Here is a 23,604-nt window from a genome sequence, read left to right on the forward strand (position 1 = left end):
TTTTTTTCAAACAAAAATAAGATTTAAGTTTCAAAATTAATTTTATTTTGTTGAATTAATTGACACAAAATAACTTAAGCTTTATATGGGTCAAAAATTTTTATTTGAAAGTACTATGAATGAGTAAGGATTGAATACTATCATATTTATATATTTGTAATATTCAAGACAATAATACAGACTAAAAGTAAATAAATTATTCTCTATGCATCTAACCGGACAACTAACCAAAATGATAACCGAATATAATTCTCCTATTCAGTATTATCTAAATTTTAATGATGAAATAATTATTATAAATCAACTATTAGATAAAAAAATCAAAATACGATTTGATCATTATAAATGTCTGGGATGTGGTTTGGATAAAGAAATATTTGCCATGGGATATTGTAAGGATTGCTATTTTACTTCTCCCTATGCAGGAGATTGGATCCTAAGACCTGAATTATCTAAAGCCCATTTAGGTATGGAAGACAGAGATTTAAGTGTTGAATCTCAAGCTCAACTTCAGCCTCACATAGTTTATTTAGCAAACTCCGGTGGAATTAAGGTTGGTGTCACAAGAAAATCACAATTACCTTATCGTTGGATCGATCAAGGGGCCGAGTATGCCATAAAATTAGCAGAAACTGAAAATAGATATGAATCAGGAGTCATTGAATCCATTCTTAAAAAGCACGTTTCAGATAAAACCAATTATAGGAAAATGTTGAGAGAATCAGTTCCCTATATAGATTTATCAATTGTGAAAAATGAGCTTAAAACATTTATACCCGAACAATTAGAAAATTATATTTTAGAGGATAACGAAATTTTTAACTTTCAATATCCAGTAATCGCATACCCACATAAAGTAAATTCGGTAAACCTTAAAAAGGTTTTTGAATTTGAAGGAATTCTAAAAGGTGTTAAAGGTCAATATTTGCTTTTTGATAATAATATGGTGTTTAATGTTAGAAATCATGAGGGATTCGTAATCGACTTAATCCTTTGATTTTACTAAAGATAATTCATTATCTATCAACCTGTTATTATATTGTTGAATATACGATTTTATTTTTAATTCAAGGTTTTCTTTAGGATAATTTGAAATTGAATGTTGTAATAAACTGTCTTTTGTATAATCATATACACGTAAAATCTTTTTACCGTCAAAAGTAGCATAATACTGATTGATTAAAAATCTATAAATACCTTCATTAAAATTGGCAACCACTCGATCTTTACTTTCAACGGGATTTCCAAAAGAAAAAATTTGTCCTTTATAACCCAGATAATTCAAAACTTCAGGGTAAATATCAATTTGACCCATTAATTTATTTTCTGTTTCCTTTAATTTAGAATTAGAAGGATCAAATAATAATATAGGTATTGAATAATTACCAATTTCTGTTAAAAAATATTCAGGTTTTGCCCCTCCTCTACTTGTATGATCGGGAGTTAAAACAAAGACCGTATTAGTATACCATTCTTGTTTTTTGGCATTTTCAAAAAATTTTCTTAAAGCAAAATCGGAATAAGCAATACTCTCGTGAATATCTCTATTTCCTTTAGGAAATTTATTTTTATATTGTTCTGGAATGGTATAAGGAGAATGCGAAGAAACGGTAAAAATAGTTGAAAAGAAAGGTTGTTTAAAAGTATTAAATTTTTTTAGTGTAAACTGTAAAAATTCTTCATCAAAAATCCCCCATACTCCATCATATCCCCCTTTTTCCGTATATTCATTTTTACCATAATAATTATCATAACCGGAAATACGGGCAAATTCATTGAAATTTTGACTTCCATTAAATGCGCCGTGAAAAAAAGATGTATTATATCCTTCTTTTTTTAAAACAACATTAAATCCATCGATATGATTAAAGGAATAAGGTGAAGATATATAAGAAACTTCCATTAGACAAGGTATAGATGTAATTACTGATGGTACTGCATCAATTGATTTTAATCCGTTAGCAAAAGCATTGGTATAATATCTGCCCTCTGTTAGTAAAGAATCTAAAAACGGTGTTAATTTCCTACCTTCAAATTGTTGGTAAATATTTTCTTTTCCAAAACTTTCCAAAATAATAATTACTAAATTCTTTTTATTAAAAATTCCATCCGAATTGATATCTATTATTGGTTGATAAGTAGTTTTTAATTGTTGAGGGGTAAAATAATTCTTCTTTTTTAAATTATCTTTTTTATTTATAGTTTTAAAAATTGTAAAAGTTGTGTTTAATACCACTGCGGTATTTTGGGGATAATCGGTATAATTTATAGCATCAACCGTTTTAATTGGAGCTCTTTGGATTCCTCCTCTTCCCAATAATATAATTAAGCCGACAAATAATAAAAAAACTAATGAGCTCACGAAGATACCTTTCCATCCGTTTTCTTTTTCTTGTCTGTATGATGTTTCAGGAATAAATTTCCAAAAACAAAACATAGCCACTAAATATCCTAAAAAAATATACCAATATTGAGCTAAGAATACAGGAATTAGTCTGAGTATATCTCCTTCCATACCGGAAGCGGTAATCAATGCATAGGTACTTCTTTTATTAGTATATATATAATATTTTATATCAATGAAATTGACTCCTATAAAAAAAGCATTGATTAAAAAAAATAATATTTTTAAACTTTTTTGATAGGTACGATTATACTTGAAGTTGCCCGGAATCGTACTTAATACAATTATGAGTATATTACTTAAAAAAATTGCTGCCAAATCAAATCGTAAGCCTCCTAAAAACTCCGATAATCCTATGTTTTTGAAAAAATGAAAATTGAACACATAGAAAATTGCTCTACAGAGTTGGTAACAAAAAATTAAGAGCAAGATTCTAAGCAATAACTGTTTTATGCTTAATTTATAATTCATAATAACAAGTGAATAGTTAGTAATACAAAATTATATAATTTTTCATCAATTTAATCAATAAAATTTGTCTTTTTTTAATAATTTGATACTGATTCTGAGTATAACATAAAAAATTTAATCTCATTCCATATTTTTTTCCTAGTTTTGTCTTTCTAATTATTAACTATGGCTGAATATAAACTTATATTACCTCCTATGGGAGAAGGTATAATGGAAGCTACAATTACCGGATGGGTTAAGAATGAAGGAGATTATGTAGAAGAGGATGAAACTATTGTTGAAATTGCGACAGATAAGGTCGATTCAGATGTCCCTTCCTCCATTTCGGGAAAACTACTAAAAAAGCTCAAAGAAGTAAATGATATTTGCAAAATTGGAGAAGCTTTTGCTATATTAGAAATTGAAGATGCTGATGAAAAATCATCTGCTGTTTCTAAAACCGAAATATCTTTAAATCAGGATGATACTTTAACAATCAATACTTCTATAAATGTACCTAATATAACAGCTGAATTAGAAAAACCTTTGGTTTCTAATTCTGAACTACATAACAGTAATGCTTCTAAAAGTACGTATTATTCACCCTTAATTAGATCTATTTGTAAAAAAGAAAATATTTCTCAATCGGAATTAGATTTATTACAAGGTACTGGATTAAACGGTAGAATTACAAAAGAAGATATCCTTTCCTATTTAAAAAGTAGAAATCTTTCCGCTACCATAAAAGTATCACCTATACTGGAACCGGTTCATAATAGCCCTAAAGTATCAGAAAATACATCTGATACCTCTATATTAAATTCTTCTCCTTCCATATCGGATGGTGATGAAATTATAGAAATGGATCGAATGCGTAAGCTTATTTCTAAAAATATGCTGCAAAGCAGACAAATTTCGGCTCATGTTACTTCATTTGTTGAAGCAGATGTTACCAATATAGTACTTTGGAGAAATAAAAATAAAGATTCTTTCTTCAAAAATGAAGGAGTAAAGCTCACTTTTATGCCTATGTTTATTCAGGCAATTGTTAAAGCAATAAAAGATTTTCCTATGATTAATATCTCCGTAGATGGGGATAGAATTATAAAAAGGAAAAATATTAATATAGGTATAGCAACTGCTGTTCCTAATGGCAATTTAATTGTTCCAGTTATAAAAAATGCTGATCAGTTGAGTTTATCCGGGCTTGCAAGATCAATAAATGATTTAGCAAATCGTGCAAGAAATAATCAGCTAAAACCGGAAGATACCAATTGTGGAACGTATACTTTGAGTAATATTGGAAGTTTTGGAAACCTTGCAGGAACGCCGATCATCAACCAACCTCAAGTTGCTATTATGGCTGTTGGATCGATTGTTAAAAAACCGGCAGTTATTGAAACTCCACAAGGAGACATGATAGGTATACGCCATATGATGATTATCTCACATACCTATGATCACAGGGTCATAGATGGAGCTTTAGGAGGTGCTTTTGCTAAAAAGGTTTCTGATTATTTAGAAAAATTTGATCCTAATACAAAATTTTAAATTTGAAATATATTTTAAAAATTAATTGTAGCCTATGAACATTCATTCAATACAATATTATATATTTCTAATTATATTTAGTTGCCTTTTGAGCAGTTGCGATAAGAAACAAACGATAAAAACTTCTACCCAAAATGATTCTTTATCAGTATCTTCTTCAATTAGGGATACTTTACCTAAGAAATTTATCGGTACTTATCAAGGAAGTATTTCATGTGATGATTGTGAATTTGTAGTTTTGACTTTAGATCAAAGTAATACGTATAAGTTAAAAATTCAACTTTTTAATGATGAAGATTCTAAAGGATCAATTATTTATGAACAAGGTAATTTCAATTGGGATAGAAAAAATTCAACGATAGCTTTAGATAAGTTTGGTTTTAAATTTAAAGCTTTTGAAAAAAAACTGTACTATCTTGACAATACAGGTCAATACGATACTGAAGAATATTTACTTAAACAATAAATTATATAATTAATCAAGTAAGATTAATATTACTTGATTATTTCATTCTCAGTAAATTTTGTCGATTTTTTGAAATAAATATTTAAAATTCTAAATCATAATTAGAGATAGATAAACTTATTAAAATATTTTTTTCATTAAAGTAAAAAGTAGTATAAATTTTATCTGACACTACTTTATATGTAGGTTGTTTCGTATTTTTAAATTTTATTAAACGCTTAGCATATATTTTTTCAATAGAACTTAGAGAAGATTGATGTAAGACAATTGAATTTAATAATTCCACTGAATTGGTTCCTCCATAATTGAAACTAACCAATGAAATTTTATCATTACTTCCTAATCGCCCGCCCCCATCTGATATTGCACTAATTTGAAAACCATTCGTGAAATCCCAAGTATAAATGTTTCCTGAACCTTCGATGGGTTCTGCACCCGTATAAGTAGCTATAGTATTGATTGCCTCTATTTTTTGCGGTAATTTAAATCCTTTAGCAGTAAAAAATAATTCTTTAATTTTAGCCGCAGATTTGGGACCTAAAATAAGGCTTTTCTTTTTTAATTTAGTAGTTGTTATCCTATTGGTTTTATTTTGTGAAAACAGCTCTCCGCTGTTTAAAATCATTAGTAGAGTGAAAACGAATACAATTTTTTTCATTATAATTATTTTAGTATCTTACAATATATCTAATTTTTTTGGCTTTAAGATTACAATTTCAAACTGTAACGTCTGTTTTAGCCTATTGTTTGAATCCATTAATTTATGGAACAAACATTTGTTTTATTTTATAAGTAAACTTTGAAAAAATAGAGGTAAAAAAATACTTGTTTTCCGTCTGATTAGTAGAGAAACTAATAAGAGCTACAAGATTATGATCATTATCGGCTAATTTTAAAAGCTTGATTATGATTTTTTCTTTATCTAAAGATGATAAAAACTTTATACATTTTAAATTTTCAATTATAATTTGCTTACGAACTTCTTTATCACTTTTTAAAAGTAAGAAGTTGATATTTTCATCAGACAATAATTTTTCCAACCCTGAATATAACGCATTTTTACTTATTTTATTAATGCCTCTATCATAAATAAATTTACGAATATCTTGAAACTTTTTTAAAAAAATATAAGGTGTAATGGGTTGAGAATAAGAAGATATTTTTTTTCTGTACCTTACGTCATAATTTTTACGAAATTCTTCATTAGATAAAATATGATATGCTTCGTTAATATCTATAAAAAGCTTTTCATTATCTTTATTATTTAAATTCCTGTCAGGATGATATTTTAGAGCTAATCTTCTATAAGATTTTTTAATTTCCTTATGCGATGCAGTCGGATCGACTTCTAATATAGTATAAAAATCTTTCATTATTTTAGGCTACAACCAGTATTAAAAAGAACATTCGGCACAAATATAAGCTATTTAAAATACATTTACACCGATTGATAAACATTTAAACGAAAAAAGACTATTTAAAAATAGTCTTTTTATAGGATATAAGATAGTTATAATCACTACGATTCACAGCTGCTGCAATTAACCAAATTAACCACCAACTCTTTGGCCACACTTTGACTTCTTTGATAATAAAGAGTTTTAATACCTAATTTCCAAGCTTCTATTAATAATCGGTTTACCTCTTTTACCGGAAGTTCAGCAGGTATATTTAAATTCAAAGACTGGGATTGGTCCACATATTTTTGTCTTATAGAGGCTTGTTGAACAATTTCCAATTGACTGATCTCTTTAAAAGTTTTGAAAACTTGTTTTTCTTCGTATGATAAATCTTTTAAATGTTGTACACTTCCACCATTTAGCATAATACTTCTCCAAGTGTCTTCATTATTAATATTTTTCTCTGTAAGAAGCATATCCAAATACTTATTTTTACGCATGAAATTACCTTTAGAAAGACCCGCTTTGTAATAATTGGAACTGAACGGCTCAATCCCCGGCGAGGTTTGACCTAAGATCGCAGAAGATGAAGTGGTTGGCGCAATAGCCAATAAAGTAGAATTTCTTCTTCCGTAACCTTTTAATAATTCTGGTTCTCCGTAAATTCTGGCTAAATCTTCAGTTGCTTTATTGGATTTATCCTGCAAATATTTAAAAATCTCAACGGTTTTTTGTTTAGCAACCATTCCTTCAAAAGGAATCATGTTTTTTTGCAAATAAGAATGCCATCCTAAAACTCCCAGGCCTAGTGCTCTGTGCTTTTTAGCAAATTTATTTGCGGGTGACAAGTAATAATTACCTTCTGTTTTTACAATAAATTCCTGTAAAACGGCATCCAAAAAGAATACGGCTAATTTTACTGCTTCCGTGTCTTTCCATTCATCATATAATTCCAAGTTCATGGATGAAAGACAACATATAAAAGATTCTTCTTCTGTGGAAGGAAGCATAATTTCTGAACAAAGATTAGAAGCATGGATAACCATTCCTTTATCTTTGTATACCTGTGGTTTATTTTTATTAATATTATCAGTAAAGAATATATAAGGTAAACCTTTTTGTTGACGACTTTCTAAAACTTTAGCCCAAATTTTTCTTTTATCAATATCTCCGTCAATCATTTCCTGCATCCAATAATCAGGAACGCATATACCGAAAAATAAATTTTGAATGGGATTTCCTATATCGCGTATGGATAAAAATTCTTCAATATCGGGATGATCAATATCCAAATAAGCAGCAAAAGCTCCCCTTCTCACTCCCCCTTGAGATATGGTATCCATGGCAGTGTCAAATAATTTCATGAAACTTACCGCTCCACTACTTTTGCCATTATCCGAAACCGCTGATCCTCTTTCTCTTAAAGCTCCAAAATAACCGGAAGTACCTCCGCCAATTTTGGTCTGCATGATTACTTCTCCTAATTTATGAGTTATTCCTTCTATACTGTCAGGAATATGAACATTGAAACATGATATAGGCAATCCTCTTTCTGTTCCCATATTTGCCCATATGGGTGAGCTTAAACTCATCCAGCCCCTTTCAATCATTTCCTGAAAAGCTTCTTTAAGTTCAGGTTTGTATAATCGTTGAGCTGCAGCGGAAGTAATACGATCAATTGCTCCTTCAACCGTCTCTCCCTTTAGAAGATACCCCCTATTTAATATTTGTTCACTTTCCGAATTTTTCCACCAAAGTTTTTCGCTCATAATATATATTAATCTAATCTTTTAACCATTAATTCTAATTTACCTTTTAATCCGGTTTCATTATTTACTGCCATTCTTCTTAAAAAATACCCGTTATCTTTTCCTTCTTCATCAATAAAAGGCATTTCATATATTTCAGATAAAGAAAATGCTCGAAGATATCCTGAAATTATTTCTACTAACTCCTCCCATATTTCTATATGACGATCTCTGTCTTCTAATTTGGTAGCAATTTCTCTTTCGATGGTTGCATTAAAATCAAGATATATAAAATTGGCTTTAATTAAATAAAAATCTCCCATTTAAAATAAATCGTTTTCAGTTATACTTTTATCATATTTGGTATATTCGGTAGGTCTTTTCGCAAAAAAGTCGTCCAAACTATTGGCAAATACTTCCTCTTCAAACCATGCCATAGGTTTGTATTGCTCAGGTGTAACATGATACAACCGTTCCATTCCTATTTGTTGTAAGCTTTCATCTACCCTGAATTTCATGAAGTTTAGAAGATTTTCTTTTTCAATTGAGTTTACTTCTCCTTTCTCAAATATCCAATCTAATATTTTACCTTCAATGATGATTGAATTCTTAACGGTATCTTGAATGTGCTTAATGGTATCTTCATCAAAAAAGTCGGGATATTCTTCTTTAATTTTATTAACTAAATAGATTCCCGCATTGGCATGAATTTGCTCATCTACCGAAGTCCAACCAATGATATTGCTAACATTTTTCATCAGACCCTTAAATCTTGTAAATGATAAGATTATGGCAAATTGACTGAATAAAGATACATTTTCAATAAGAATAGTAAATAAAATAAGTGATACTACGTATTTTTTTCGGTCATCGGATTTAGCATATTTTAATGCATTATCTAAGTATTCCACTCTTTCCCTGATAACGGGAATTTCCAACAACTTTTCGAATTCATTATTATATCCCAAAACCTCCAACAATCTTGAGTAAGCTTCTGAATGTCTAAATTCACATTCCGCAAAAGTACTTCCTAATCCATTGAACTCCGGCTTTGGAAAATGCTGATATATATTTCCCCAAAAACTTTTAACAGCAACCTCAATTTGGGCAATTGCTAATAAACTGTTTTTGATTGAATTTCGCTCTCTGTCTTCTAAATGCGAATGAAAATCCTGTATATCGGCAGTAAAATCTACTTCTGAGTGTACCCAATAGGCATGATTGATTGCCTCTGTAAATTGTAAAATTTCAGGGTATTCAAAAGGCTTGTAATTAATTCTTCTATCAAATATTGACATAATCCTTAATTTATTTTTCTTTTTTTAATAATTTTTACTTTATTTTTAAAAGACAGAAAATTCTTTATAAGAGCAGGTCTCGTGTATAATTTTTAACTTATACAAACTCTTATATTCAAATTTTATAATCTTATGATTTTTATAATTAACTTTCTTTCAATTAATTAATTCTTTTGTTTTAGGCTCTTACTATGTATTTAAAATTAAAAATATTTAACATATTTGCCCCTAGAGAATTTCAAAAGATATTAAGAAGTTATAAACACACAATTTTATTTTGAATTGAAAAAACAAGTTTTTTAATTCCTCGAATCAGTTCCCCATTTTAATTTTTCCCGAAGATTTTTAAAATAAGAATAATTATTATACTTGACTATTTTTATTTTAAATGGTGCTTTTTTTATGATTATTTCATCGTCTATTCCTACCGTATTATATCGTGAATCCAGACACAAGGAATATTTTTCCGATCTACTATGAACTTTCAACCGTATTTCTACATCATCTTTTAAAATTAATGGTCTTACATTTAAATTGTGCGGACAAATTGGGGTAATAACAACAATATCGGCTTTAGGATAAATGATGGGTCCTCCACAACTTAAAGAATAGCCGGTTGAACCGGTAGGAGTTGATATAATTAAACCATCTGCCCAAAAGGTATTCAGAAATATATTATCTACATAGGCATCTATGGTTATCATTGAGGTTGTATCCTTACGCATTACTGCAGCTTCATTTATGGCATAAGGCAAGAATTTATGAAAATTACTTTTCACTTCTAATACGGAACGTTCACTTATAGTACAATTACCATCTAAAATATGGGGCAATTCCTTTAAAAATTCATTTTTCTGAAATGTGGCTAAAAATCCTAATCTTCCTGTATTGATTCCCACAATCGGAATATTAGATCCTTTAATATAAGCCACAGTTGACAAAATAGTTCCGTCTCCGCCAAAAGTAAATAATAATTTGGTTTCTTTAGGAAGCCCTTTCTTTTTGGTGAAAGGAATAAAGCCGGGATTTTTTAATCCTAACATTTCTTCTAATTCCTTCACGTAGGATTCATATACATAAATGGTTATACCTTTTTTTTCTAATTGTTGAAAAAAAGCCGCATAAAGTTCATAATCTTCTTTGTGAACTACTTTTCCATATACACCTACTATCATTGAATTATAATTAATTTATACTTCCATAAATTTTTGCAATTGATCAAATCTCTCTTTTAAAAGTTCTTGCTTGGAATCTTCAAAGTATTTGTTGGAAATTTGATATCCAAATCTCTCGAAAGTATCTCCAATGGAACTTATATTTTCTGCACTAATCTTAAGTACTATTTGAGTTGAGTCTTCATCGGTATTGACTAATAACATCCCTAATATCCTTCCATTATTGCTTTCAACAATATTTGCTATTTCACTGGTAGAATATTTTTTTATAGGAGTCGTTATGATCATATAAACTCCATATTCGGTAGTAAACTGAAAGGAGGCCAATTCATCAATAACTGTTTCTTCTAATACTACTCCCAAAAATTTTTCTTGGTAAGATAAGATTGGAATTATATTAGTTTCATTTTCGCTAAAAACGCGTAAGGAATCAAAAAGTATAGCACTATCAAGTAGATAGAACTGTTCTAAATCTAAAAGATGATCTTTTAATGATTCTGATTTATCTAAATCTCTAATGATATTTAACCCTATATTTCCTTTTACTCTTCCTTTACTTATAACAGGATAATGGCTAACTCCCAGATCAATCATCAATTGCTCTGCTCTTGCAACGCTGTCATTTTCATAGAGAGTTAATACATCATTTGAAATATAATTGGTAATTATCATTATGCTAAGATATAATAAGATTTTTGAGTAACCAAAATTTTAAAATTTTGTTCATCTCTTTTTAATTATTTTTTTAAACACCTCTGTATAAGATAGTTTAATAAGATTTTTTATAAAATCATCCGTTAAATTCCCATTCATAAAAACTGTATTCCAATACTTTTTATTCATGTGATATCCGGGTTGTATTTCCGAATAATTTTCTCTTAACTCCAATGAATATTCTGCCTCACATTTTAAAATTATTTTAAAATCCGGATCATATAGATTAGTTAATGCAAACATCTTACCTTTTACTTTAAAAACTAAAGTTTTTTCATCAAAAGGAAAACATTCTTCCACATCTATAAATTGTAAACAATACTCTCTAAATTCTTCAATATTCATAGATTGATTAGCTTAAATTTTAAAAATTTTAAATTTAAGATAAAAAATTAGATTATAAGATTTCATATTAGTACATTTGAATGAAATGCTATAAATTAGTTATCATATGAAAAAAATATTTTTTATAGTTTATTATATTTTGATAAGTATATCTCTTTATTCACAAAAAACATTTTTAATTAAACATTTTGATTCTGATTTTTATGCAAAACAGTGGGCCGGCTTTTATTTATATGATCCTGTGCAAAAAAAGGAAATTTTTAATTATAATGGTAATAAGTATTTTATTCCGGCATCCAATGTAAAAATTTTTACCTTATATACCGGATTGAAATTAATTTCTGATTCTATACCTTCCCTAAAATATGTTTCCAAAAATGACACTCTTTATATTTGTGGAACAGGAGATCCAACTCTATTGGAACCCTATTTTAAACAAAATAAAGTAATTGAATTTTTAAAAAATCGAAAAGAAACTATAGCTTTATTTACAAAAAATTTTGATGATACTATCTACGGCCCCGGTTGGTCTTGGGAAGATTATAAAGAATATTTTTCACCTGAACGCACTTCTTTTCCTATGTACGGAAATTTAGTAACTATTTCTTCACCAACTCAAGTATATCCCTCTTATTTTATAAATGATGTACTATTGGACCATAAAGAAATTGTAAGAGATTTAAGAAAAAATAAGTTTCATTACTCCGATAATAAAAAAATGGAGATACCCTTTATTACTTCCGATTCGTTAACTAAAATACTTTTAGAAAGAGAACTAAATAAATCCGTTTATTTAACCGAAAAATTTCCTGTTGAAAAACCTTCCTATTTATATAGTATAAACTGCGACAGTTTATACAGGAGAATGATGGTTGTAAGTGATAACTTTTTAGCAGAACAAATTCTTCTGATGGGAAGTCTTTCCATTTCAGATAAACTTAACAGTTCCTCTGCAATACATCATATGTTGTCTTCTTATTTAAAAGATTTGCCACAAAAACCCAGATGGGTTGATGGATCCGGTCTTTCCAGATATAATAATTTTACTCCTAAAGATATGGTTTATATTTTAACTAAGCTCTATGAAGAAATCCCGTATAAAAGATTAATTTCTTTATTTCCGGCAGGAGGTGTTAGTGGAACTTTAAAAAATAATTATAAAGGGAATCCGCCGTATATATTTGCAAAAACAGGAGGAATGAAAGGAATATCAAACCTGAGCGGATATTTAGAGACCAAATCGGGAAAAGTATTGATATTTAGCTTTATGAATAACAATTTCCAATATCCATCCGGAGAAATAAAGAAACAGATGGAAGAAGTATTGGTACATGTGAGAGATTTTTATTAATCAATGTTTTACAGCACATGTGGATATTTGCGTAGGAATATTTCTGCTAAATTCAATTCCAAATCCAAGTTCTCCGTAATCATTCCTCCCCCATCCCCATAAGCTCCCATCTTCTTTGATGCCTATACTATGCTCAAAACCGGCGGAAACTGTTTTCCATTGGGAATGATCCAATAATACGGGGAGATTTTTATTAACTTGGGTTCCGTCTCCTACTTGTCCGCTATTATTCTTTCCCCATCCCCAAAGTGAACCGTCTTCTTGTATGCCTAAGGAATGGTATTCTCCTGCAGCAACCATTTTCCATTTAGAATGACCGATACGAACAGGAAAATCTTTATCCCGATTGGATTTATCACCTAATTGGCCAAATTCATTATATCCCCAAGCCCAAAGGCTACCATCTGCTTGAATTCCTAAAGTATAGTCAAATCCGGACGTAATGTATTTCCATTTACTGTAACCAATTCGTACAGGAATAGTCGAGTATTTAAATTGGTCAGAACCTAACTGACCGTCTTCATTATTACCCCACCCCCACAATGTCCCGTCTTCCTGTATTCCCATACTATAATTAAAACCGGCCGTTATAAACTTCCATCTTGCATTTCCTATTTTAATTGGTTTATTTTTATCGTCGGTTGTGCCATCTCCTAACTGACCTTCTTCGTTGCTTCCCCATGCCCATAAAGTACCGTTTTCTTTTATAGCTAATGAGTGATATTCTCCGGCGGAAACACTTTTCCAATTGGAATGATCAATTTGAACCGGATAAATTTTAGTAAAATTTGTACCATTACCCAGCTGACCGTTTTCATTCAATCCCCAACCCCATAAGGAACCATCAGATTTTATACCTAATGAATGATTGTAACCGGAATACACTGATTTCCATTTTTTGGAAGGATCCACTTCGGCAGGAAGGGATTTGTTTTGGTCGGAGCCGTCTCCTAATTGGCGTTTATCATTTTTTCCCCAGCCCCATAAGGTGCCATTATTTTGTATACCTAAACTGTAATAATTTTTTACTGAAATTAATTTCCAGCAAGCATTAATTTGTGCATTTACATCAATAACATATATACCTGCAAATGCCAAAACTATACAAATAAATTTCATACAACTTTTGCTTCCCTGTTTTTAAGCGTACGTAACGGTAAATATAAATTTCTCAATCAGTAATTGAGATTTACTTATCAAAATAAATTTATATTATAAACAAAAGTTGTATGTTATTTATTGTTATATAAACAATTTTTTTATTTTATATCTTTATTTTTTACTGTGAAGTGAGCTTCTAAATCAATTTCTCCACCTAATAAAGCTGCAGAAGTGGCTTCAGGGTCTTTTTTTGCCGGTTGATGAAGTAAATAAATATATACCGTTGAAAAAGCTTGATCCTCTACGGTCCAGACCGTATGATGTCCTAACTTTCTGCCTAATGTATCAATATTATCATGATCAGCATATGTAATGCTTAACCCTTTAGAATCAACCTTCTGATAAAATACAAAATGATCATCGGCATCTTCAATAAAAATTTCATCGGTCACATCGTGTAAATGATTTTCATGTTGTGAATAAAATTTTATTTCAACATTATACGTTCCTGTGGGTAAGCTAATATCCGTAATCGGTATTTCGGTGCTTCCTTCCGGTACTTCGTAAACATATTCTCGAATTAAATTTGGATCTGAACTATTTCTAAATTGCAATATCACCTTTGACATTTCATCGTGATCGTGTTCCGGTAGGGAATTTAAAATGTCATCTCTGTCATGGGAAGAACAAGAAAAAATAGTAACTAAAAGTAAGGTTAACGGTAACCAATAGATTAAATTTTTTATTTTCATATATGTATTGTATATTTTTAAAAGTTAAATTGTATTTTTAATAAAAAGCTTCTTCCGCTTTCATCCGTATAATAACGCAACCGATTCATATAATCTCTGTATGCGGTGTCAAAAATATTTTTTACACCTAATGAAATATTCATCGTGTGTATAGTTGTGATATCGAATGAAAAACCGGTAATAAAATCAAATAGCTGATAAGCAGCAGGAGGAGAACTAATATCTAATGTTTCCGAAACCACTGCTCCATTTTTCACTATGTCAATTTCAAAATTATAATTAGGAAAGTGCGTTTGCTTAAACACCGAAGTGGAAGTAAGTTTTGCAAAATAATTTCTCCATTTTTTATTTTTATATTCTATTGAATTGATCCATTGCAAAGGAGGCATGGAAATTAAGGACGTTTTATTTTTTATATCTTTTCCTCTCAAATAAGAAAAATTAGTGGAAAATTTCAATGGTCCCAATATTTGATAATCAGCCATTACATCGATACCGTAAATTTTAGCATTGGTTTGTTTATATTGCCAAACCGGAAATGCTCCTCTAATAGTATATTCTGCACTTACAGGAATAGAGTTTATAAAGTCATTTATATAATTATAATAAGCCGTTAATTCAAAAGTTAGCTTATTATCCAATCCAAACCCTTTATAGGTCGTCATGAACTTATTAGACTTCTCATTTTTTAAGTCTAAGTCTCCCAATTCAATAGCTGCGGCTGAATGATGCAATCCGTCGCTAAATAATTCACTTGGATTAGGTGCTCGACTACTTAATGAATAATTGAATGTAATTTCATCAAACATTCCCAACTTTAATTTTAAGCCTAAAGTAGATGCAAAACCGTTATAGGTAAGAATCGGATTTACCAAATAATTGAGACCGGTATCTTTAAGTATTTTTTTTGAATATTTTTTATCGTAACCCAAAGATACCCATCGGCTTTTTTTATAAAATTTTAAAGCATCTATTTTTTGATGATCAAATCGTATTCCTCCTTCGATTAGTAATTTTTTACTAATATTAAAATATTCAATCCAATAGAAGGAATAATTATTTTTTTCATAAAAGGGGATTAATGGACTTACGCCGGTACCAGCATTTGGAAAATTTTCTTGATAAGAATAGCCGCTTCCTAATTTTGTTTTAAGTTTAGTTTGAGCAACCGATTCGTAATCTAAATTGAGAGTATGTGTAGTTAAATCCAAATTGAGAGATGCCTTGTCGGCAAGCTCGCTTCTTCTGATATCATATTCTTTCCGATTATTAAATTGATATCCGTACACTAAACTTAATTTACCAAAATTAAAATTATAATGAGTATTGAATTTAAATAAATTATGCTGAATTTTCTGTTTGGGCGCATCTATTTTCATCGTAAAATCATCAATAACTAAGGGTTGTTTATTATTGATGGCATTTAAAAGATTTTCCAGGTTACCTACATGCGCTGCTTTTAAAATACCAGTGTCTGAACCGAAATAACTATAGAATAATTCTATGCCATATTTTCTTTGATTTTTACCTATTTGAATTGAAAAATCATTTTCTTTAAGCCCCGTATTAGACATAATATTATTAGGCGCTGATAGATCTCCGGATCTTTTATAAGTACCTTGTAAGCGCATAGCCCATCCTTTTTTCCATCCTTTTTCAATTTGAGCTGTAGTATTTCCTCCTTTGCCATTGGAAACATAGGAAGTTATAAGACTTCCCGTAAGAGTATCTTTTGTATATAATTTTTTTGGTTCAACCAATACGATACCCCCGGTAGCATCGCCCGCATATTGTAATGCTCCCGCTCCTTTAATGATTGAAATAGAATTGGCAACATTAAGGTCAATATCCGGAGCATGTTCAACACCCCATTGTTGATCTTCCTGCCTTATGGCATGATTAAATATGGGCACTCGGCTGCTATGCAATCCATGAATAATTGGTTTAGCTATATTATTTCCCGTTTTTAATATACTTACTCCCGCAATCGAAGCTAATGCACTAGCTAAGTTAGTATCCGAAAATTCATTAATTTGATTTTTGGTTAATTTATTTTCTGTTGAAGTTTTAGTTTTTCCTAAAGATTTTCCAACAGTTACTATTTGTTGTAATTCTTTTTCTTTACGTTCTAATGAAATATCATGATTTAAATTATTCTTTACTGTTATTTCTAACGTTTGAGAACTATAGTTAGGATGTGAAATGATAAGTCGATACATTCCTGGACAAACATTGGAAATTGTATATTCTCCGGATAAATCAGTTATTGTTATGGATTCTTTTCCATTAGTTGCTATGAGCTGTATAGAACCGTTTTTTATTCCACGAGTGGAATGTAAATCGGTAAGTTTACCTTTAATATGCAAGGTACATTGAGCATACGATTTTATATTCAATAAAATAAGAAATGTAAAAAAAACGTATATTGTCTTTTTCATAAAATAAATAATATAAGGTATGACTTAATTGAAAAAAGTTATATCCTTTAAAAAAGATATAAATACGGATCTTTTTTTCTAATTTTTATTAAAAAATCCGCATCATATTATTATTTTTATGAAAATATGGGAGGTGGCCTGTTGAAATAATTAGATTTATTTATATTTTTATAAAATATAAAGGTATAAATATCTTCAGGGTGATTAATTATTCCAGAGTGATGATGAAGTATAAATGTTGGGTCTTCCGCTACATCAAATAATTGATATTTTCCTAAATGAAAAATAGTATGACATTGTTGGCAATGATCATGACTAATTTTGTTTACTTTATGTTGTTCTAAGTGAATATATTCCTGTATAGAAAATATCTTAAATACGAATACTATCGAAAATAAAAGATAGATAATTCGTATTTTATTGGAATGAAGAAATTTCACTTTAGATTGTATAAATTATTTGGAAGCAAATTTAAATAAAAAAAATCTTTCAACTTCATGAAAGATTTTTTATTTTATTATTTTTTGCTAACTACAGCTAATTTTTCTTTTTCTGTAATTTGTTTTTTTTCAAGTTCTTTGCCCAATTCAATAATGTAGTCATGCAAACTATCTTTTATTTGTGGATGGACTAAACCATATTGAATACTAGTTTTCATAAAACCGAATTTATCTCCTACATCATAACGGGTACCGCAAAAATTACGAGCAAATACTCTTTGAATTTTATTAAGTGTATCAATTGCGTCTGTTAATTGAATTTCACCACCTGCTCCGGGAGCTTGATTTTCCAAAATACTAAATATCTCAGGTGTCAATAAATATCTACCGATAATTGCCAGATCACTGGGCGCATCTTCGGGCTTAGGTTTCTCTACAAAGTTGAGCACATTATACAACCCTTTTTCTATTTCTCTTTCAGGAGCGATAATTCCATATTTTGAAGTTTCTTCATGGGGAACTTTCATTACAGCAATAGTAGAAGCATAGGTTTTTTCAAAATCCATAATTAATTGCTTTGTTAGTGGTATTTTATCTTCCATTATATCATCTCCTAACATTACCACAAAAGGCTCATTACCTACAAATGCTTTTGCTTGTAATACAGCATGTCCTAATCCTCTAGGATGAGACTGTCTAATAAAATGTAAATTTATATCAGTCGTTTCTTCAACGAGTTTTAATAATTCCGTTTTATGCTTTTCTCTAAGATTAGCTTCTAATTCAGGATTGGAATCAAAATGATCTTCTATAGGTCGTTTTCCTTTGCCGGTTACAATTAAGATATCTTCAATACCGGAGTTTATAGCCTCTTCTACTATGAATTGGATAGTAGGTTTATCTACAATAGGAAGCATTTCTTTAGCCAATGCTTTTGTAGCTGGTAAAAACCTGGTACCTAAGCCAGCAGCCGGAATAACGGCCTTTTTTACTTTTTTCATAATTTTATAAATAACGGTTAAAAATAGCTAGTTCAATAAAATATATAAATGATTTATTTATGTTTGTTAATTCATATTTTATTTTATACAAATATAGAAAAAATGAACTTCAATTTCTTTCAATGAACAATATTAAATTAATTATTTAAATAAAAAAACATTTTAAAAATTTAATTTTCTCGACGATAAAAATGATACAGAAAATCCTATAAATAATACAGTAATCAATACAATAAGATAGTTAGTAAGATCGAATTTAACCGGAAATGGCATAAAAGGATTTGCCATTACTAGTCCGAAATTAGATTGTAACCAGGTCAAAAAGGTTCCTAGTACTATACCTATAACAACTCCAAACATGGTTATGATAATACCAATGGTAAAAAATAATTTTTTTAATCCTGAAATGCTATATCCCAGAGCAATAAGTGATTTGGATTGATATTTCTTATCCAATATTATAATAATAATAGCCCCCGCTAGGTTAAATGAAGCAATTATAATTACTAAAATAAATATTAAATAAATAAACAATTGCTCTACTTTCATCATTTTTAAAAAAGAAGCATCTTGCTCTTGTCTATTTTGAATGATATAGTTCTTTCCCAGTTCGTCTTTTAATTGCTTTTGCAACGATTTTACATTGTTCTTAACTTTTAATTCAATTGAAAAAGCACTATTAGGGGGTAAATTCAAAAGATTGCGTGATAACTGTATGGGTACAAAAATATAATTTTCATATTGATCATTTAAAGCAAATACCCCCGTCATATGCACCGTTGCTTTTTTAAATGCATCATCCGTATTAGATATCAATTTTTTTCCCGGCTTAGGCATATATAAAGAAGCGTAATATTCTTTATCAATAGGAACACCCAGACGATAAGCTAAAGCATTACCAAAAGCCGCTTCATTATCAGAAGATGTGTTAGGAAATTTACCCGCTTGAAAACAAGTATCGATTTTTACAACTTTCAAAAAATTTTCATCCACCCCTTTAAGATATGCTATTTCATCCTTTTCATAAAACAAGACATATACTTTCTCTTCTATGACTTTCGTAAATGCTTTAACTTCTGAATGAGAAGAAAGAATTTTTTCAACCCGTTCAATATCAGGCAAGGTTTTGCCTGTTGCAGGTAAAATTCTTAGATCCGGATTTACATCACTAAAAAGTTTAATATTAAAACTCTCTAATCCACTAAACACCGAAAGGATAACAAACATTGCACAGGTAGCAATCGCTATGGCCGTTAAAGAAGTATACATAATGATACTTACAGCTTGAGTGCTCTTTTTGGATATAAAATACCTGAAGGCTATGTACCAGGATAGATTTTTCACAAATTACAAAATAGGATTTTCATCTTTGCCTTTTAAAGCTTTCTCTATCTTTTCAACTGTATCTAAGGTTACATCAAGATAAAATATCAATTCGGGAACTTGCCTTACCTGTTTAGCAATTCTATTACCTAAAATTTTTCTAATTTTTGGATTAAGAATTTGTATTTCCTTCATTAAGGCCTCTCTGTACTCTTGCGGATAAATACTTAAATAGACTTTAGCCACTCCTAAATCTGAAGACACTTTTACTTCGGTAACAGATATTAGTATTTTAGAATTCATCTCCGCTGATTGTTTCCTAAAAATTTCAGCTAACTCTTTTTGTAATAATTGATTTATTTTCTTTTGTCTATTGCTTTCCATAACTATTTTACAAATTTAGATAATTTTAAGTACTGCAAAAATTTTAATTTTATAATCTTATTTTTATTTAAATTTTCATATTATTTTATCATCACTACATTATATCTATAATTTATATTAATTTGTAATTATTATTTTTTATTTTATACGTATCAATTTTTATAGTATACTATATGGATTTTAGTAATTAATTATCAAAATAAATAAAGTCCTATTAAATTAACCGGTAAATTATAATTTATCAGAAAAATTTGAAACATTCAACAAATAAAAATTTCAGACGGATAAACAGTTTTTAACTAATATCTTAACAACTCGAAGATTTAATTATAAATAGTATTATTTTTGCTTATATATAAAATAATGTATAATTAATAGATAATAAATAAATTAAAAATGAATTTGTACCAAGTAAATCATCAATCAATTTCCAATGAAATAATCAATCCCACAGCTATTGAAAAATTGCTAAATAAATTACTTGATTTGGTTTATGATCTGGGAATAAAGATTGTTACCTGCTTAGTGGTTTATTACCTGGGAAGATTTTTAATAAAATGGATTGAAAAATTATTTCATAAATTTTTAGAAAGGAGAAAAATTGATCCTTCTGTTAAGTCATTTCTGGGAAGTTTATGTAATATTACATTAACCATTTTGTTGGTTTTGTCCATAATTGGAATTTTAGGAATTCAAACCACCTCCTTTGCAGCATTAATTGCTTCTGCCGGTTTGGCTATTGGTATGGCAATGAAAGACAATCTTGGAAATTTTGCCGGAGGAGTCATGATTCTTTTTAACAAACCTATAAAAATTGGAGATCACATCTTAGCTCAAAATCAAGAAGGAGTGGTGCAATCCATTGGTATATTATATACAGTTTTAACCACCGGTGACAATAAAACCATATATATCCCTAACGGACCATTATCCACAGGATCCATACTTAATTTTTCAACGCAACCACAAAGAAGAATAGATATAACCATAGGGGTTGATTATGGAACTTCACTTCAAGATGTCAAAGACATTCTTAATGAAATTATCAGATCTAATACCTCCATATTAAAGTCTCCTGAACCTTTCATTGGATTATTAAAATTAAATGACAGTTCTATTGACTTTGTAATTAGGGTTTGGGTTGAATCATCCAACTATTGGCCTGTTTATTTCTTTCTTAATGAAAACATTTATGAGAAATTTACACATGCCAAAATTAATATACCATTCCCTCAGCTTACCGTGCATATGGCCAATGATAATTAATAGCTGAAACTAGCTTTTTAAAAATCTAGTTTCCCTTTAAACTAACTTAATTATTTTGAAAAATTTTACGAATGTCTTTAAAAAATTAAGTTAAAAATTTATTCATATTGTTAAAATAACTATATATTTGCACCGTCAAATATTTAGGTCAAATACATTTTGGCCCAGTATTTGATATTGTAAAACACGATTAATAAGCACACTTATTATATGGAAACTTATAAATTTAACAAACAATAATTTGCATTTTAGTAAGTATACATATTATATTTGCACTTTCAATTTTTGTTAACGAAAAAATATGCAAACTAATTATAAGGGATTTCTCCTAAATATCACCGATAGCGACAAAACAGGATTTCTGCTTTGGAAAGTAAATAATCTTTGGCAAAGAGAATTTAAAAAAAACTTTGAACACTTAGATTTGACACATAGCCAATTAGTATTGCTTTTATCTATTTTATGGGGAGAAACTAACCAAACCGAAGTAACTCAAAAAAGTCTTTCAGATAAAGCGGGTATTGATCCCATGACTACTTCTACCGTTTTACGAACTTTACAAAAAAAAGGCTTGATCAAAAGAAAATTTAATAAAAAAGATTCAAGAACTAAACTAATTTCATTAACAGAAGATGGAAAAACAATTATTAAAAATGCAACTAAGGTTATAAAAAAATTCAATACATCATTTTTTAGTTCATTAAAAGATCAACAAAACCAATTTCAACAAAATTTGGTAACTCTTTTAGATGACGACATCTATGCTGATGAAATTAAACAAACCTGTTGTAAAGAATACGTACTTAATAATAACAATAATTTAGAAAAATCATAAATATGAAACTCAGAAAAATACAAATTATAGCTTTGCTATTCACTGCTGCAACATCCACATTGTATGTGTCTTGTGGCGGTGATAAGAAAAATGCAGCAGGTATGGCTGCTATGGGCGGGCAAGCCAATCAAGTGCTACCCTATCCGGTAAAAGTAGTTACTTCACAAACTGCTGTTTTGGAAACAGATTATCCGGCAACCATAAAAGGTGAAGAAGACATTGAAATTCGACCAATGGTTGAAGGATTCATTAAAACAATTAATGTAGACGAAGGTTCTGTAGTTAAAAAAGGACAAGTTTTATTTACATTGGATGCTCCACAATACAAACAAAATGTATTGAATGCAGAAGCTGCCATTAAAACTGCAAAAGCTCAAGTTGACAATGCAGTTATGGATGTAACAAAAATCACCCCTTTGGTTGAAAAAGGAATTGTAAGTAAATATCAATTAGAATCTGCACAATATGCTTTACAGACTAAACGTGCCGCTTTAAATCAAGCACAAACTGCTTTAGCTATTGCAAACACTAATTTATCTTATACCGTTCTTACCAGTCCGGTTAATGGAATTGTTGGTTCCATACCTTATCGTTTAGGTAGTTTAGTTAATAGTACCACTACCTTAACCACTGTGGCGAATACTTCCAATGTATATGTATATTTTTCTTTAAACGAAAAACAGTTATTGGATTTCCTTAAAAATACACCGGGTGCAACTCAAGCAGAAAAAATCAAAAAATCCGAACCGGTGACTTTAATTTTAGCTGACGGTACCGAATACAATGAAAAAGGAAAAATTGAAACTATCAACGGTATTGTAAACACTTCTACAGGTTCTGCAAATTTCAGATCTAGTTTTCCTAATCCGCAAGGTATTTTAAGAAGTGGTTCAACCGGATCTATACGAATCAGTACAACTGTTGAAAATGCTTTGGTTATCCCGCAAAAAGCAACCTTTGAAATTCAAGGTCAAACTTTTGTTTTCGTGGTACAAAAAGATAATAAAGTAAAACAAGTAACCATCAAAGTTACTCCAACACCGGATGGACAATCCTTTATCGTAAATTCAGGATTAAACGAAAACGATAAAATAGTTGTTAACGGAATCCAGAATTTAAAAGAGGGAATGGAGATCAAACCTCAACTTTAATTTTCTTATCG

General features: G+C 29.6%; 22 protein-coding genes. 7 read left to right on the top strand and 15 right to left on the bottom strand.

The features are described 5' to 3' along the window. The first annotated feature begins 205 nt into the window (after nucleotides 1-205). A complete protein-coding gene (locus J3U20_RS02325; RefSeq protein WP_160542239.1) occupies nucleotides 206-997 on the top strand; it encodes a DUF2797 domain-containing protein in 792 nt (263 codons plus the stop codon). Here the strand turns inward: J3U20_RS02325 and J3U20_RS02330 are convergent. Beyond that, the gene (locus J3U20_RS02330; protein ID WP_160542240.1) at nucleotides 986-2,788 is read right to left on the bottom strand and encodes an LTA synthase family protein; all 1,803 of its coding nucleotides are present in this window, start codon (nucleotides 2,786-2,788) and stop codon (nucleotides 986-988) included. The two genes, J3U20_RS02325 and J3U20_RS02330, sit on opposite strands and share 12 nt — an antisense overlap. Nucleotides 2,789-3,040: 252 nt before the next feature. Here J3U20_RS02330 and J3U20_RS02335 point away from each other — a divergent pair, with 252 nt between their 5' ends. Together J3U20_RS02335 and J3U20_RS02340 are read left to right on the top strand one after the other, a co-directional pair. Next, nucleotides 3,041-4,405, top strand: a complete 1,365-nt coding sequence (locus tag J3U20_RS02335) for a dihydrolipoamide acetyltransferase family protein (protein ID WP_160542241.1) — start codon at nucleotides 3,041-3,043, stop codon at nucleotides 4,403-4,405. An 88-nt stretch (nucleotides 4,406-4,493) separates the two neighbouring features. Next, nucleotides 4,494-4,871, top strand: coding sequence for a copper resistance protein NlpE N-terminal domain-containing protein (locus tag J3U20_RS02340; protein WP_160542242.1), 378 nt, complete (start codon nucleotides 4,494-4,496; stop codon nucleotides 4,869-4,871). A gap of 82 nt (nucleotides 4,872-4,953) precedes the next feature. On the opposite strand, the gene J3U20_RS02345 is transcribed toward J3U20_RS02340, so the two are convergent. The 8 genes from J3U20_RS02345 to J3U20_RS02380 form a co-directional block, all read right to left on the bottom strand. Continuing rightward, nucleotides 4,954-5,529: a hypothetical protein gene (locus J3U20_RS02345; RefSeq protein ID WP_160542243.1), complete on the bottom strand. Its 576-nt coding sequence runs from the start codon at nucleotides 5,527-5,529 to the stop codon at nucleotides 4,954-4,956. A 103-nt stretch (nucleotides 5,530-5,632) separates the two neighbouring features. Then, complete coding sequence (locus tag J3U20_RS02350; RefSeq protein WP_160542244.1) at nucleotides 5,633-6,244, bottom strand: J domain-containing protein; 612 nt, start codon at nucleotides 6,242-6,244, stop codon at nucleotides 5,633-5,635. A 146-nt stretch (nucleotides 6,245-6,390) separates the two neighbouring features. Further along, a complete protein-coding gene (locus J3U20_RS02355) occupies nucleotides 6,391-8,040 on the bottom strand; it encodes a ribonucleoside-diphosphate reductase subunit alpha (RefSeq protein WP_105297435.1) in 1,650 nt (549 codons plus the stop codon). An 8-nt stretch (nucleotides 8,041-8,048) separates the two neighbouring features. Further along, nucleotides 8,049-8,342 (bottom strand): hypothetical protein, encoded by a 294-nt coding sequence (locus J3U20_RS02360; RefSeq protein ID WP_160542245.1) that lies wholly within the window; start codon nucleotides 8,340-8,342, stop codon nucleotides 8,049-8,051. Beyond that, nucleotides 8,343-9,317, bottom strand: coding sequence for a ribonucleotide-diphosphate reductase subunit beta (locus tag J3U20_RS02365; protein ID WP_160542246.1), 975 nt, complete (start codon nucleotides 9,315-9,317; stop codon nucleotides 8,343-8,345). Nucleotides 9,318-9,616: 299 nt separating this feature from the next. Further along, entirely contained in the window at nucleotides 9,617-10,492 is an 876-nt protein-coding gene (locus J3U20_RS02370) for an NAD kinase (protein WP_160542247.1), read from the bottom strand. Between the two features lie 15 nt (nucleotides 10,493-10,507). Further along, a complete protein-coding gene (locus J3U20_RS02375) occupies nucleotides 10,508-11,164 on the bottom strand; it encodes a CBS domain-containing protein (RefSeq protein ID WP_160542248.1) in 657 nt (218 codons plus the stop codon). A gap of 51 nt (nucleotides 11,165-11,215) precedes the next feature. Further along, nucleotides 11,216-11,551, bottom strand: coding sequence for an MmcQ/YjbR family DNA-binding protein (locus J3U20_RS02380; RefSeq protein ID WP_160542249.1), 336 nt, complete (start codon nucleotides 11,549-11,551; stop codon nucleotides 11,216-11,218). A 106-nt stretch (nucleotides 11,552-11,657) separates the two neighbouring features. Between J3U20_RS02380 and J3U20_RS02385 the strand changes: the two genes are divergently transcribed. Next, entirely contained in the window at nucleotides 11,658-12,902 is a 1,245-nt protein-coding gene (locus J3U20_RS02385; RefSeq protein ID WP_160542250.1) for a D-alanyl-D-alanine carboxypeptidase, read from the top strand. Here J3U20_RS02385 and J3U20_RS02390 read toward each other — a convergent pair whose 3' ends face one another. From J3U20_RS02390 to rbfA, 6 genes are all read right to left on the bottom strand, one after another. Continuing rightward, on the bottom strand, nucleotides 12,903-14,021 hold the full coding sequence (locus J3U20_RS02390) for an RCC1 domain-containing protein (protein ID WP_160542251.1): 1,119 nt from the start codon (nucleotides 14,019-14,021) through the stop codon (nucleotides 12,903-12,905). 140 nt (nucleotides 14,022-14,161) lie between these two features. Next, nucleotides 14,162-14,755 (bottom strand): hypothetical protein, encoded by a 594-nt coding sequence (locus tag J3U20_RS02395; protein ID WP_160542252.1) that lies wholly within the window; start codon nucleotides 14,753-14,755, stop codon nucleotides 14,162-14,164. Nucleotides 14,756-14,772: 17 nt separating this feature from the next. Continuing rightward, a complete protein-coding gene (locus J3U20_RS02400) occupies nucleotides 14,773-17,193 on the bottom strand; it encodes a TonB-dependent receptor (RefSeq protein WP_160542253.1) in 2,421 nt (806 codons plus the stop codon). A gap of 517 nt (nucleotides 17,194-17,710) precedes the next feature. Continuing rightward, entirely contained in the window at nucleotides 17,711-18,634 is a 924-nt protein-coding gene (gene galU, locus J3U20_RS02405) for a UTP--glucose-1-phosphate uridylyltransferase GalU (protein WP_160542254.1), read from the bottom strand. Nucleotides 18,635-18,796: 162 nt separating this feature from the next. Further along, complete coding sequence (locus J3U20_RS02410) at nucleotides 18,797-19,978, bottom strand: ABC transporter permease (protein WP_160549983.1); 1,182 nt, start codon at nucleotides 19,976-19,978, stop codon at nucleotides 18,797-18,799. A 3-nt stretch (nucleotides 19,979-19,981) separates the two neighbouring features. After that, a complete protein-coding gene (rbfA, locus tag J3U20_RS02415) occupies nucleotides 19,982-20,341 on the bottom strand; it encodes a 30S ribosome-binding factor RbfA (RefSeq protein ID WP_160542256.1) in 360 nt (119 codons plus the stop codon). A 396-nt stretch (nucleotides 20,342-20,737) separates the two neighbouring features. On the opposite strand from rbfA, the gene J3U20_RS02420 reads away from it, so the two are divergent. From J3U20_RS02420 to J3U20_RS02430, 3 genes are all read left to right on the top strand, one after another. Next, complete coding sequence (locus tag J3U20_RS02420; protein ID WP_160542257.1) at nucleotides 20,738-21,607, top strand: mechanosensitive ion channel family protein; 870 nt, start codon at nucleotides 20,738-20,740, stop codon at nucleotides 21,605-21,607. Between the two features lie 301 nt (nucleotides 21,608-21,908). Further along, nucleotides 21,909-22,442: a MarR family winged helix-turn-helix transcriptional regulator gene (locus tag J3U20_RS02425; RefSeq protein WP_105297421.1), complete on the top strand. Its 534-nt coding sequence runs from the start codon at nucleotides 21,909-21,911 to the stop codon at nucleotides 22,440-22,442. A 2-nt stretch (nucleotides 22,443-22,444) separates the two neighbouring features. Then, nucleotides 22,445-23,593 carry an efflux RND transporter periplasmic adaptor subunit gene (locus J3U20_RS02430; RefSeq protein ID WP_160542258.1) on the top strand — a complete coding sequence of 383 codons (1,149 nt, stop codon included), beginning with the start codon at nucleotides 22,445-22,447 and terminating at the stop codon, nucleotides 23,591-23,593. Nucleotides 23,594-23,604 lie beyond the last annotated feature (11 nt).

The sequence above is a fragment of the Apibacter sp. B3919 genome (genome assembly GCF_026537405.1).
Classification (GTDB): domain Bacteria; phylum Bacteroidota; class Bacteroidia; order Flavobacteriales; family Weeksellaceae; genus Apibacter.

Excerpts from the sequence above, each read along its gene's own strand:
- J3U20_RS02365 (WP_160542246.1), bottom strand. The coding sequence starts at position 9,317 with ATGTCAATATTTGATAGAAGAATTAATTACAAGCCTTTTGAATACCCT.
- J3U20_RS02420 (WP_160542257.1), top strand. The coding sequence starts at position 20,738 with ATGAATTTGTACCAAGTAAATCATCAATCAATTTCCAATGAAATAATC.
- J3U20_RS02370 (WP_160542247.1), bottom strand. The coding sequence starts at position 10,492 with ATGATAGTAGGTGTATATGGAAAAGTAGTTCACAAAGAAGATTATGAA.
- J3U20_RS02325 (WP_160542239.1), top strand. The coding sequence starts at position 206 with ATGCATCTAACCGGACAACTAACCAAAATGATAACCGAATATAATTCT.
- J3U20_RS02400 (WP_160542253.1), bottom strand. The coding sequence starts at position 17,193 with ATGAAAAAGACAATATACGTTTTTTTTACATTTCTTATTTTATTGAAT.
- J3U20_RS02395 (WP_160542252.1), bottom strand. The coding sequence starts at position 14,755 with ATGAAAATAAAAAATTTAATCTATTGGTTACCGTTAACCTTACTTTTA.
- J3U20_RS02380 (WP_160542249.1), bottom strand. The coding sequence starts at position 11,551 with ATGAATATTGAAGAATTTAGAGAGTATTGTTTACAATTTATAGATGTG.
- J3U20_RS02335 (WP_160542241.1), top strand. The coding sequence starts at position 3,041 with ATGGCTGAATATAAACTTATATTACCTCCTATGGGAGAAGGTATAATG.
- J3U20_RS02385 (WP_160542250.1), top strand. The coding sequence starts at position 11,658 with ATGAAAAAAATATTTTTTATAGTTTATTATATTTTGATAAGTATATCT.
- rbfA (WP_160542256.1), bottom strand. The coding sequence starts at position 20,341 with ATGGAAAGCAATAGACAAAAGAAAATAAATCAATTATTACAAAAAGAG.
- J3U20_RS02375 (WP_160542248.1), bottom strand. The coding sequence starts at position 11,164 with ATGATAATTACCAATTATATTTCAAATGATGTATTAACTCTCTATGAA.
- J3U20_RS02355 (WP_105297435.1), bottom strand. The coding sequence starts at position 8,040 with ATGAGCGAAAAACTTTGGTGGAAAAATTCGGAAAGTGAACAAATATTA.
- J3U20_RS02360 (WP_160542245.1), bottom strand. The coding sequence starts at position 8,342 with ATGGGAGATTTTTATTTAATTAAAGCCAATTTTATATATCTTGATTTT.
- galU (WP_160542254.1), bottom strand. The coding sequence starts at position 18,634 with ATGAAAAAAGTAAAAAAGGCCGTTATTCCGGCTGCTGGCTTAGGTACC.
- J3U20_RS02390 (WP_160542251.1), bottom strand. The coding sequence starts at position 14,021 with ATGAAATTTATTTGTATAGTTTTGGCATTTGCAGGTATATATGTTATT.
- J3U20_RS02430 (WP_160542258.1), top strand. The coding sequence starts at position 22,445 with ATGAAACTCAGAAAAATACAAATTATAGCTTTGCTATTCACTGCTGCA.
- J3U20_RS02345 (WP_160542243.1), bottom strand. The coding sequence starts at position 5,529 with ATGAAAAAAATTGTATTCGTTTTCACTCTACTAATGATTTTAAACAGC.
- J3U20_RS02350 (WP_160542244.1), bottom strand. The coding sequence starts at position 6,244 with ATGAAAGATTTTTATACTATATTAGAAGTCGATCCGACTGCATCGCAT.
- J3U20_RS02425 (WP_105297421.1), top strand. The coding sequence starts at position 21,909 with ATGCAAACTAATTATAAGGGATTTCTCCTAAATATCACCGATAGCGAC.